The organism is Psychrobacillus sp. NPDC093180, assembly GCF_044754065.1.
Lineage (GTDB): Bacteria > Bacillota > Bacilli > Bacillales_A > Planococcaceae > Psychrobacillus.
The window spans coordinates 66,031-78,497 of the sequence record NZ_JBIVOJ010000013.1; the positions used below are offsets into that span (position 1 = coordinate 66,031).

Below are 12,467 nucleotides of genomic sequence, written 5' to 3' on the forward strand. Positions count from 1 at the left end.
TCTCCCTTTTACTTACTAATCTTTCACATAAAAAATATCAGTTCCAGTAATCATCAAAGCAATGATCTGCTCTGCCATATATACTGGGGATTCTTGAAAACCATCTTCAATCCAACGTAAAATAACTGCTGCTACCCCATTGGCTCTATAAACGTACAACCATTTTTGTTCCAATTTAGTCTCTTCAGAAAACTCATATTGATACTCTGCTAAAAATAGCTTTTCAATTTGTTTCGCTAGCTTATACCGAAAATCTAAATGTATATTTTCACTAAGCAACGTATGAAAGAGTTCTTGATTGTTCTTAAAATAATGAAATAAAGTAATGTTCTCTGCCTTCATTTCTCTCATATTCACTTTATCATGATTCTTATATGGTTTACGAATATGCCGCGTCATTTCTTCTAAAGTATCTTGAATAATCTCATCAAGTAACTCTTCCTTTGAAGCATAATGTGAATAAAATGTTCCTCGATTGTAATTAGCAGCTTTTACAATTTCCGAGACAGTAATTTGAAGAAAATCCTTATCCTTTAATAATTTCACTAACGTTTCTTTCAGAGCTGTTTTGGAACGTTGTACACGCTTGTCTACGTATTCATGCATACCTTTTACTCCTAATGATTATTTAAATTTTATCGTACAAATTCAGACAGTTTGTTCAATATTGCACAATGCTATAACTGCTGTTTATTGTTTATTCTATTTTAAGATATACAATGAACTTATAACACAAATATGTATTATAGGAGGAATAAATATGACATTTCCAGTATTAGAAGGTAAAGTTGCTATTATCACAGGTGCTGCAATGGGAATGGGGAAAGCAACTGCTAAATTGTTCGCAGAAGCAAAGGCAAAAGTAGTTGTAGCCGACTTTAACGAAGAAAAAGGTCGCGAAGTTGTAGAAGAGATTAAAGCAAATGGTGGAGAAGCTACCTTCGTTAAAGTAGATATTTCAAACTCTGAATTAGTACAAAATATGATTAAAGAAACAGTTGCAACATATGGACGTCTAGATGTAGCTGTAAACAATGCTGCGCTTACACCAGATGACAAATTAGCCGCTGATTTTGATGAAGATTACTTCAATAAATTAATTTCAATCGATTTAACTGGTACAGCACTCTGCTTAAAATATGAGTTACAGCAAATGCTTGCACAAGGTGAAGGCGGATCGATTATTAATATTTCATCTGTGAGTGGCTTCCGCCCGCAACCTAAAAACATTGCATACGTTGCAGCGAAACATGCAGTTGTTGGTATGACGAAAGTAGCTGCAATGGAAAATGGTCCACATAAGATTCGTGTTAACTCTGTTGCTCCAGGCGCAATTGACACACCAATGCTTCGAGGAGCATTAGAACAATTTGGATTTACGGAAGAAGATTATGCTCCACAACTTAGCTTATTAAATCGTTTTGGACAACCAGAGGAAATTGCGCAAGCTTCTCTATGGTTAGCTTCCGATGCATCTAGTTATGTGACAGGCACTACTATTCACGCAGATGCAGGATATACATCTCGCTAATAATATCTATAAAATGAGAGTAACCCCAATTGTTAGTTTCACGACTAGCAATCAGGGTTATTTTAGGGTGAATATTCAATTACTGATTTATATGAGTAGCTCATCGAACGAAATGTAAATATTATCGTACCTCGTCAATGGATTTCACTACTGTGTGAGCAATTGGTTTCCATTCAACTTTCTTAAAAAGTGCAACGATAGAAATTGGAATATACGTAAACATAAAGAATGGAAAAGTGAAAGTATAAGCAATTTTTTTCCATGCCGAACAATGAATCTTTTTCCATTCCGTCACAGTTGTAATGAATCCAAGTGTAAACAGTATTCCATAATACCAAACAAAGGAGTTTAAGAAAACCTTGGTCGTTGTATGGATAATCTCTTTTCCGTCAAACACCCCCAGTATACCAGCTAAGTAAAATGATCCATTCACCATCATACTGACACTGGAAATGAGCATGGCAGGCATAATCGTCATCGTCATATCAAAGCAAGAAAATTTGTTAAGTCTTCCTAGAAACATATTTCGTATCAGACCACTTCCATATTTAGCAAAGACTTGGTAAAACCCTTTTGCCCACCGTAATCTCTGATGCCAAGACTGTTCAAAAGTGACTGGTTGCTCATCATAGAACATAGCGTTTCTACAGTATCCAAACTTTTCCCCTTTAATAATCTGAGAAACAGAAAACTCAATGTCTTCTGTAAGCAGATGGTGAATCCATCCTCCATTTTCTTTGATCAAATTTGCATGTACTAGAAATCCAGTTCCAGAAACTGCACAACTAGAGTTAAGAACCATCCTTGGGAGATTGAGATATTCAGCTTCATGTAGGAACCAAAGTGCATATCCTGCAGAAATCCAATTTTGGTCATAGTTTTTAGAGTTTCTATAGCTGGTAATTACTCTATATCCTTTATTGAAAGTTTTGTTCATCTCTTTTATATAGTTCTCATCTAGGAGATTGTCGGCATCAAACACAAAATATCCTTTATATTCTTTGGCTGAATATTCGCTTTCGATGACTTTGATCATATAGTCAAGAGCATATCCCTTTCCAACATGAACCTTATTGAAGCGTTCTCTAACGATTGCCCCGGCTCTTTCTGCAACTTTGGCTGTGTTGTCAGTACAGTTGTCTGCTACAACAAAAATATCAATCAAATCAATAGGGTATTTCTGGTTCTTTATGCTTTTGATCAATTGTCCAATAACGAGTTCTTCATTTCGAGCTGCGATGATTACCGCATATTTGTTAGGATGATTATTCTCGAGCATAGGTTTTTTATTTTTTTTAGTCTTAAATGCAACAAACATGTATACAATCTGATAGGAATACATTAATGCAAATAATAGAAACATAAACAAATTAAAATCATTAATAAAATTTAATAGCTGCGATCCCAAAAGCCGATCCCCCCAATGGTGTTATCATTTTATTTTTAACTTTTTTCGGCTTCTTTCCGTAAATTTATGCATATTCAAAAGGCGTCAATCTTATTTGACTACCCTTTAAAAAATAAGTATATTACATCAATTTACATATCGAATGAAGACTATGTTAAGTCTTCGTAAACTTTTAGTATTTATTTGTTAAATCCCCGATTCTAAAATTGATGTTACTGTAAAATCTAGAAGCTAGTATGATATACCCGACTACTTCATTTTATAAACAATTTGCAGAACGTTCAGTATTTAGTTTATGGGTAGAATACATTATTCTCGAAACAGGTCACGCTCTAAGAGATAACGAAAGATATTAATGACAGTGTTATCATAAAAAGCAAAAACTAGTCATTGTCCTCCCATTCAATTTGCATTTGCTTGAAGAAGAACCTGGGGATGTGTCAAGTAGATTAGTTAATGAAGAGGCAGCAATGTTATGAGGCGTTGGATAGCGAAGGAGAATTATTGTATGCAGGAAGGAACGAAGCATTCTAGTACATTGTTAATAGAAAAAAGGTATCCGAGAGTTTATTAAAATCTCTCTGAATACCATTTCTCACTAGGAAAACCTAAGTATGCGATTATTTCAGTACCCTTTTTTCCCTAGCCTCCTTCAGCCACATCGGGAACTCATTTAGCAATTCATTATACAGATCATCATCAGACATTTTTTCTACTTCTAAAATGTGAAAGAAATTTGCATTATCAATGAAACGACCTTCCATTGCATCCAATTTTTTTAATACGTCAAAATTAGAATCCCCCACTCCGATGAATTGCCAGAATATCGGTTTGTCTGATGATTGCACGATTGGTTTTTTTATCCCTGGCTTACATCCTCCATCATTGATAAATACAAGGAATACTGGATTCTCACTTGAATCTTCTCTAATATATTTTTGAATAACGTCCTCCATAACTTTTGGTTCATCGTTTCTGCCGAATTTATGCACTGATTCATTGTTTAATATATATAGATCGACGTATCCTTCAAAGTTCTTTTCCGTTGCTGCCGGAAGACGTGAAAATTCATTGTCATACACCCAAACGTCTAATGCACCGTCATCATCGAATTGACTTGCTACCGCTAGTACACGTTCTACCACCTTTTGTACTTCCCCACTTTTATACAAGCTTCTCATCGAGCCTGATATATCTAAAACCAAGCCAACTCTCGCCTTTTCATTCGCTAGCTTTTTCTTTTCAAGAATAATGCCTACTTTCTCTTTCCTTAATGATATAGATGACATATTAAATTTCCTCCTTCTATTTTTCTTAAAACAAATATTTACATGGGCTTCTTTCTTTTGGAATTATTATGAATATTACATCTATTAATCTTGTTTTAGTTTATCATAATATGAACGAGAGAACTGTTTGGACTACTCGTAATTCATTTCATCGACTACCTGTCAAACCAAAAAAATCCTGAAATCTATTTAGATCTCAGGAATAAATTAAATATTTTCTAGTTCAATTAAGTGGATGGATAGTAACATGTATTAATACTTATCATGTTTTACTTCATTCATTAAATACTCGACAAACTGGTCATCTCTTACTAACCATGCTTCATAATTTCGTTTAAGAAATTGCTCGCTTTCTTCAAAACTGGTAAAGATTTGCTCCATTAAGGTTTTATTTTTTTTAATCAACCAGTGCTGCTCATTCGCTTGATATAAAAGAAAAATATCCTCCCTTCTATTTTTGTAAAGCGAACCAAACGAAGAATGCTTCAAATTATAACGATTTCTTTTCGCGTCTTCTTGCATTGGCTCTAAATGAAAGGTGTCTAAGACAAACTGCTTATATGCTTCATCTGTTAATGAACAACCGGATGCTTTCTGATGTCCGCCACCACCAAAATATCCTGCAATTTCAGATACATCTATATGATCATGAATCGTTCGCAACGATATTCGTTTTCCTCCCATATTTAATATAGCGATATAATCGACATGAGGATATTCTTTCCCTAGCTCATTGCCTAGCTCGGAATGATAGGATTCTGCATAAACAATACCAGCAATATAATCTCCAGCGTTTGACTGTACGATTTCCCTTTTTTTCCGTCGAATATAACGTTCTATTTTATCCTCTTCCATGTCCAACATTTTCTTTTCAAATTCATCAAAATCAAAATGCTCACTTGTAAGAAGTCGGTCGATCATTTTTTCTTCAAAATCTTCAATAGATACTAAATAGAAGAGTGAATTTAGTGAATGAGCTTGATGATTTTCATTCTTTTCCCACTCCCAAGTATCATACTGTCGAACTAACTCTACAAATTCAGTAATAGCATCCTTTTCTTCCAAGAAGCTATGCTCAACGAGATATTGATAAAATAAGGACGTAGCTGAAGTAAGTTTGTCTTCCTCATCCTCCACTAACACAAAGCCCCACTCATACTCATTAAAATGTATAGCCGTTTTGTGATGATCAATTAATTGGACTTTCCCTTTCTTCTGATAAAACTCATGAAGCTTTTTTTCATTATCTTGATTGGGAGATAAATCAGTAATAAATAAAAACGTTTCTGGATGATCATTTTCTAAAAAAAATTCAATTTCCCGATTAAGCGACCCTATTGAATTATATCGCACCCTCACTTTCTTACCAAAAGCAAGTTTGGCTAAAATACCACATCCGACACCATCTAGATCATTATGGGACAATAATTTATACATCCTCTTCACCTCCATTGTAGTATGGTTTTCCATCATTAATTTATAATAAGAAAAAGGAATCCTCATGTATTGATAACATGCAGATTCCCATATATCTTAATTAACTTAATAGCCTACACAAGCTTTTACCAAACTAGCTCAAACTGAGGTGCCCCCTCAATGTATATTGAGCACTTACGATCACTGTTTTGTTCTAATCATCTCTTTACTTTTTTAGGTTTCCTGATACGAGGATAGAACCTAAAAGTACAATGATCGCTCCTAAGACAAATTGAAAATTAACTGGGGTACCAATAAACACAATCTCGGTTACAATCGCCCAAAATACATACGTATTGTTCAGTGATTGCCCTCTAGCAGCACCGATTAAATTGATGGAGGAATAATATAAGGAATAATTAGCAGTTCCTAAAAAACCGGCTATAACAATAATCCATAAGATATTAGATGTCGCTGCTTCAAATACTAAAGGATAACCATGAATAAACGGTATTATTATTATCCCATAACTAAGAGCAGAAGTTATTTGCCTTATATTAATTGCATATAGCGGAATGACATCTCTACCTCTCATTCCCCAAGCACCGATTACTCCTTCAATTCCCCAAAATATGGCTGCCCCCAATGCAAACAAAATTCCAATGATAAAGTTACTTTCAGCGTCAAACTTGGTTGGCACATAAGCTAATACAATAACCCCTACGATACTTAAAGCAACACCAAACCAGGTTCTTTTGATCATTTTTTCCTTCAAAAAAAAGAAGGCAAGCACTGCCCCTATTCCCGGGAATATAGAAGCAATACTCGCTGCATAAGTTACTCCGGCATATTGAATACCAAGAAAATAAAAACTCATCGCCAAAGGCCCACCAGATAGTGCTCCTAATACTAAAATCGCTCCACTCTTTGTTTTGAATAGCTTTAAGACATTTATAAATTCGCCCTTTACAATCATAAGTAAAGAGATCCACAGTGAGGAGAAAAAATCATGCATGAATGCGGCAATAATGGGAGCAAGTAAAACTGCTTCTTTAAATGGTGTACTAGCTATGATAAAACCAATGATTACTGAATCTACTCCCCATGCAATAGCGGAAGTGGCACCTAAGCCTATACCCTTCCTAACTTCTTTGACACTTTTATTAGTCATTTATCTCACCTTTTTATGAATATCTGTTTTTTAAAATGTTGCTAACGGGGAAAGAGGAAATAAAGTGAGCAGTCATCCATGCCCAATAGAAATACATAATTTGTACCGTCTTATAATTACAATTTATTTTTAATTTGCCTTTCTTGTGTAGAGATTATACGTCCAAACAAAATAGAATAAAATAAACAACCACTCTATTGCATGTTTCTCCTAACAATTAAGCACCTCGTTATAGATTTTCCTATTTTTCCGAATTAAAAAAGGCTAAGAGAATTTCCCTTAGCTTAATCAAATGTTATATTTGAAAACAACCACATTCTTCTAGTATTCTAAAACTCTTTTTCGGAAATAAAGTATCTTTCCATAAAACGCAAAAAAGCCTTAGCGCACGGTGAGAGATAGCGCCCCTCCACATAAAATACAGAAACCACACGGGATAGTGGCGGATCCAATTGTAAAATAGATATAGTAGGACCTGGGGACTCTGCCATTAAACGCGGAAGCACTGAAACACCTAGCCCCTCAGCTACGAGCGTCCGCGGCGAGGCACACTCGTAGGTAATAAGCGGCTCGAATCCTTCCCTATTGCATGTCATGAGTAGTTGAAAACGAATTCCGGACCCCTCCTTAAAAGATACGAATGATTCATCTCTAAGTTCTTTGATAGAAATTGTTTTTCGCTTTTCCAGTGGATGTCCTTCGGCGACGACCAGCACTAGTTCATCTTTATATAGAGGTTTTGAGTAAAGTCCCTTTGGGGGAATTAGCTCTGTATTTGAGTGAATAGCTTCCGAATGAGCCAGTGCAAGATCTAGTTCTCCCTTTTTAAGAGCTTCCAACAATGGTTCAGTTGTATTCTCCCTTATAAACACTTTTATCCCGGGATGCTCCTTACTAAATGCCGTCAATAAACTCGGTAACCTAGTTTGTACTAAGGATTCTAATGCTCCTACCATAATTTTGCCCTGCGGGAAGTTTATAAATCCTTTAACAGAGTCCTTCGCCATTTCCGCCTCAGCTAGGGTCTTTTCAGCACCTATAAAGAATTGCTCTCCGGCCTCCGTCAGAGTTACTCCTCTTCCTGTTCGTTTAAAGAGCTTAATGCAGAGTTCTTGTTCTAATTTTCTTATCTGCTGAGAAAGCGCTGGTTGAGCTATTCGTAGCCGTTCTGCTGCTTTTGTAAAATTTTTTAGCCTTGCCACTTCAACAAAGTAAGCTAACTGTCTAAGCTCCATAAATTCAACGACCACCTATTTTCATGATATAAGTAAATCTTATGAGTACGATAACATAAATATCTTTTTCTTATCAATTACACAGGGCTATAATTTAATCAAGAAAGAGCAAAGCAAGGGAAATTTCACTATTTTAATTTAGGAGGTTTTTATATGGAGGAGAATGTAACGAAAGCAATTCAAGATGATTACCCAGATGATTTTGCATGGTGTTATGGTTGCGGTCGTTTAAATGAAAATGGCTACCATCTTCGAACAGGGTGGGTTGGGGAAAAAACGATAACAATTTATACACCACGTCCTGAGCATTCAGGAGGAATTCCTGGCTTCATTTATGGTGGTTTACTAGCATCGTTAATCGATTGTCATGGAACTGGGTCAGCATCTATGTATCTGCACCGAAAGAATGGTCATGAAATTGGAGATGGGGTTAATCCACCAAGATTTGTGACTGGCTCACTAAAAGTGGATTTCAAACATCCTACTCCTTTTGGAGAACCATTAAAAGCAATTGGTACAGTAGAAGAAATTCATCCTAAAAAATATAAAGTCTACACGGAGGTATTTGCAGGAGACAACCTTGTCGTTACCGGTGAAGTAGTAGCTGTATTAATGCCAAAGACATTCAGGCAGGAAGCGTAATAAAAGTTATTCTGCGTTGTATTTTAGATGTTCTTAATACAAAAGAGTTGGTTTTAAAGAGTGTCACCTATTAGTAGTTAAGTATTTAATTCTAATTCCGAATACGTTTTTAGCGGGAAGTTAAGTGCCATAGAAAGAGGGTACATTCAATGATTCAAAAGCTTCGAGGTATATATTTCGGTTGGTATATTATTATTGTAAGCATGATCATTACCATGTTAACGGTAGGACTTCGTTTAGGAATAGGCCCGTTTGTATTACCTATGATGGAAGATTTAAGCTTAACCCGAACATTTATATCCATGATAATTTCTGTGAGCATGATTATGTATGGAGTTGGCATGCCTTTAGCGGGATATCTATGTGGAAAATTTAATACTAAATTTGTTCTCCTGCTAGGGCTTGTAATCATAGAGTTATCAGTTTTGGGAACGGTGTTAACAAACAATGTCTGGATTTTTTTCTTCATGTATGGTGTGTTACTATCGTTCGGCCTTGCATTTACTAGTCCAGTTGCAGTAACTCCACTTATTAGTCGTTGGTTTGTTCGTCAAAGGGGCAAGGCTTTATTTTCCCTATCAACTGGCTCGATGGCCGGCATAGCTATATTTAATCCATTGGCTACTTTTATGATCGAGTCTATTGGTTGGCGAAGCACCCTGTCTATTTTTGCTTTCATTTTTATCATAATAATAGTTCCTGCTGCAGTTCTCATTTTTAAAGAAGATGTTCCAGAGGGTGCTGATTTAAATGAAGATTCTTCAAGCGCTAAGTCTTCTACTGTTGAGATAACACCTAAACTTACTTTAAGAGATGCTATTCGAACAAAAGCATATTGGCAAATTGTAGCGGGATTATTTGCTTGCGGGTTCAGTATGAACTTACTAGGCTCCCATGCAGTTCCAATGTTAATAGATCATCATTTTGAACCTTCTACTGCATCATTTGGAGTTGGAATGATTGGGCTTGTTGCTATATTTAGCACCTTGGTTTTAGCCTCCATAGCCGATCGTTTTTCTAAACGTAAGCTGCTATTTATTATTTATTTTATACGTGGTTTAGGTTTTTTAGGCTTGGTATTTTCACAAAACACTTGGCAACTTTATTTAGTGGCAGCGTTGGGTGGATTAGTATGGTCTGGGAGTATTGCGATGTCCTCCGCTATTTTAGGAGAGCTTTTTGGCGTAAAACTACTTGGCGTGCTTTATGGTTGGGCGTATCTTGGACATCAAATAGGAGGTGCAATTTCTTCATTTCTTGGCGGGTGGGGCTATGAGGTCTTTGGAACACATGTTTTTTCATTCGGATTAGCGTCATTCACCTTAATAATTGCAGGCATTATATCATACCTAATCCCTGAAAAAACCAACCTGCAAAATATAAAAGAATATAAGCTGATAAGCAGTGGAACAACATCTTCCTCATAATATGCGTGGTTCTTTTAAAGTAGTTGAATTCTTATATCTCGTTCCTTTGGGCGTTGAGTAGTACTTTGTCCCCCTTTACATGTAATTGTTTAAGTAACAATAGAAAAGGAATCAGTACGTATTTATACATTCTGATTCCTTTCATGTGGTTGTCTTACCTACTCAAAAAAATTATTTAGCTATTTTAAACATAAAAAAACGAGACAGCACACTGATTTTTTCAGGGGTTGCTTTATGTCTGTAAAACACAATAACGATTTATCAGTTACTTTCAACATTGGTAAATCGTCAAGAACCTTATCCATGCTTTTTATTCCTCATTAAACCACAGCGGATCATGATCATCAACATCACCATTATAATTGATCAGAACTTCATCACCAGCTTTTATATCTGTATAAGCATAGAAATCAAATGTGTGATTATCAAAATTAATCTCATATATTGCATTAGGTTCGTATGAATGATTAAACAACATACCATAACCAAGGAGGATAGCAGATTTATCTATCCCATATTCGAAAGCATAATCAGCGAGTATGGTTTTCTCAATGTATTGATGCTGGTCATTTGGATAAGAAATGACAGGTGCTTCATGTATGAGCTCACTTTTTTTAATATCACATGTCGCAAATACCCCTCTATTGAATTCTCCATTACTTAATAGAGATGTTTTTACCTCTAGCATGTCTCTTCGCCTACTGACTTTTTAAATTTTCTTTCTAACTGTAACATTAATTTTGTATAAAGGGAAAAGTAATATAATTCTCATTTCTTCGCTGTCCCAGCACAGAAATCATCCATACAAATATTATCATTATCTCATCGCAAAATAATTACCGCCTATATTAATAATTAAAGAACCGCACAATAAAATGTGCGATTCTTTTTTTAACGTCTTATAATCTATTCGTAGAAGATTTTAACACCGTGACTTTTTTAGATGTTACTTGCTTCTCTCCCGCATAATCTGCACGATCTTCACGAATAAAGCTCATAGCTAGTGCACCAAAAATTGCAGCAATACCAATTGCAAAAAAGTTAAATTGTGGTTGGAGATTAAAAGTTAATAGAATGCCCATATAAGTTGGAGCAACAATGGATCCGATTCGTCCAAATGCCATTGTGCTACCGAGAGCTGCTGCTCGAACATCAACTGAATAATACTCTGCCACATAGGCATTAGACATATTTTGCAAACCTACTGTAGCAGCTCCTATAACTGCAATTAGCCCATACGCTATATAAATATTTTTAGAGTAGCCGATCATTACCAATGCCACAGCTCCTACTATATAAAGCGGAATAAGCACACGTTTGAAACCAACAAATCGTATAAGGGTTCCGAACATCATTGTCCCAATAATAGCGCCTATTTGCAGTACTGCTACAAATAATAGACTTGATTTTAAATCATAGCCAGCATGCATCATTAAAGTTGGAAGCCATGTATTTAAAGAATACATCAAAATGAATGTACAGAAGCAAGAGAGCCAGAACATCATCGTACTTAAAGCAAGCTTGTTTTTAAAAAGATCACGAACCGATGATTTTTGTAGCTGCTCCTGTTGGTCGTATGTAAATTGGACATCTTTTGAAAGCGTTGGTTCTATTTTACGCAGAATAGTGACAAGACGTTTTGTATCCTTTTGTTTCATTAAAGAACTAATTGATTCTGGAAGGATACGTATCACAAATGGCAGTAAAAGTAGTGGTAATCCGCCAATCCAATAGACTGGCTGCCAACCCAATTTTTCGAGAAACATTTGCCCACTAAATGAGGCAGTAATGGCACCAATACAATAACCACAAAAAATAAATGAAATAATGGCAGCACGGTATTTAGCTGGAGCGTATTCTGAGATTAAAGCAGCGATATTAGGCATAACCCCTCCAAATCCTAACCCTGCAATAACACGACAAATAACAAAAAATATAGGTGTCGGTGCAAAACCAGATAATAATGTAAAGAAACTAAATATGAAGGTTGTAAAAATAATAATACGTTTTTTCCCAAATCGATCTGCATATAGCCCAAACAAAACAGCACCAATTGCCGTACCAATTGTCGTATAACTACCAATCGAACCGGCTACTATATCTGTAATTCCCCAATCTGCTTTTAACAAAGGGATAGTCGCACCATAAATAACAACATCGTAGCCATCGAACATCATGATAAAAAATAAACAAAGAATCACTATGTAATGAAAAGCTTTTAATCTACTATTATTAACTATTTCAATGGGGTTCACCGTATTCATGACAACCTCTCCTATGCAAATATATTTGATTTGTAATGTAAAGAGATTGTAGCATGATAAAACTGCTAGTATATAACACATAAA

Annotated in this window: 11 protein-coding genes; 3 read left to right on the forward strand and 8 right to left on the reverse strand. The window is 35.6% G+C overall.

Annotation, left to right across the window (positions count from 1 at the left end; all coding sequences use genetic code 11):
- Positions 1-15: 15 nt before the first annotated feature.
- A complete protein-coding gene (locus ACIP9W_RS18195) occupies positions 16-606 on the reverse strand; it encodes a TetR/AcrR family transcriptional regulator (RefSeq protein WP_400792252.1) in 591 nt (196 codons plus the stop codon).
- 154 nt (positions 607-760) lie between these two features.
- Here ACIP9W_RS18195 and ACIP9W_RS18200 point away from each other — a divergent pair, with 154 nt between their 5' ends.
- On the forward strand, positions 761-1,531 hold the full coding sequence (locus tag ACIP9W_RS18200; protein ID WP_400792255.1) for an SDR family NAD(P)-dependent oxidoreductase: 771 nt from the start codon (positions 761-763) through the stop codon (positions 1,529-1,531).
- Positions 1,532-1,652: 121 nt separating this feature from the next.
- Here ACIP9W_RS18200 and ACIP9W_RS18205 read toward each other — a convergent pair whose 3' ends face one another.
- The 5 genes from ACIP9W_RS18205 to ACIP9W_RS18225 form a co-directional block, all read right to left on the reverse strand.
- Complete coding sequence (locus ACIP9W_RS18205; protein ID WP_400792258.1) at positions 1,653-2,939, reverse strand: glycosyltransferase family 2 protein; 1,287 nt, start codon at positions 2,937-2,939, stop codon at positions 1,653-1,655.
- Positions 2,940-3,559: 620 nt separating this feature from the next.
- A complete protein-coding gene (locus ACIP9W_RS18210) occupies positions 3,560-4,228 on the reverse strand; it encodes a vWA domain-containing protein (RefSeq protein WP_400792261.1) in 669 nt (222 codons plus the stop codon).
- Positions 4,229-4,480: 252 nt separating this feature from the next.
- Positions 4,481-5,665: a DHH family phosphoesterase gene (locus ACIP9W_RS18215; RefSeq protein ID WP_400792264.1), complete on the reverse strand. Its 1,185-nt coding sequence runs from the start codon at positions 5,663-5,665 to the stop codon at positions 4,481-4,483.
- A 205-nt stretch (positions 5,666-5,870) separates the two neighbouring features.
- Positions 5,871-6,815, reverse strand: a complete 945-nt coding sequence (locus ACIP9W_RS18220; protein ID WP_400792267.1) for a DMT family transporter — start codon at positions 6,813-6,815, stop codon at positions 5,871-5,873.
- A 329-nt stretch (positions 6,816-7,144) separates the two neighbouring features.
- The gene (locus ACIP9W_RS18225) at positions 7,145-8,050 is read right to left on the reverse strand and encodes a LysR family transcriptional regulator (RefSeq protein WP_400792270.1); all 906 of its coding nucleotides are present in this window, start codon (positions 8,048-8,050) and stop codon (positions 7,145-7,147) included.
- A gap of 153 nt (positions 8,051-8,203) precedes the next feature.
- On the opposite strand from ACIP9W_RS18225, the gene ACIP9W_RS18230 reads away from it, so the two are divergent.
- Both ACIP9W_RS18230 and ACIP9W_RS18235 read left to right on the forward strand, forming a co-directional pair.
- Positions 8,204-8,692 carry a PaaI family thioesterase gene (locus ACIP9W_RS18230; protein WP_400792273.1) on the forward strand — a complete coding sequence of 163 codons (489 nt, stop codon included), beginning with the start codon at positions 8,204-8,206 and terminating at the stop codon, positions 8,690-8,692.
- A gap of 149 nt (positions 8,693-8,841) precedes the next feature.
- Positions 8,842-10,119: an MFS transporter gene (locus tag ACIP9W_RS18235; protein ID WP_400792276.1), complete on the forward strand. Its 1,278-nt coding sequence runs from the start codon at positions 8,842-8,844 to the stop codon at positions 10,117-10,119.
- A gap of 310 nt (positions 10,120-10,429) precedes the next feature.
- Here the strand turns inward: ACIP9W_RS18235 and ACIP9W_RS18240 are convergent, their stop codons facing one another.
- Both ACIP9W_RS18240 and ACIP9W_RS18245 read right to left on the reverse strand, forming a co-directional pair.
- Positions 10,430-10,807, reverse strand: a complete 378-nt coding sequence (locus tag ACIP9W_RS18240) for an SET domain-containing protein (protein ID WP_400792279.1) — start codon at positions 10,805-10,807, stop codon at positions 10,430-10,432.
- A gap of 211 nt (positions 10,808-11,018) precedes the next feature.
- Positions 11,019-12,383: an MFS transporter gene (locus ACIP9W_RS18245; protein ID WP_400792282.1), complete on the reverse strand. Its 1,365-nt coding sequence runs from the start codon at positions 12,381-12,383 to the stop codon at positions 11,019-11,021.
- Between the last annotated feature and the right edge of the window lie 84 nt (positions 12,384-12,467).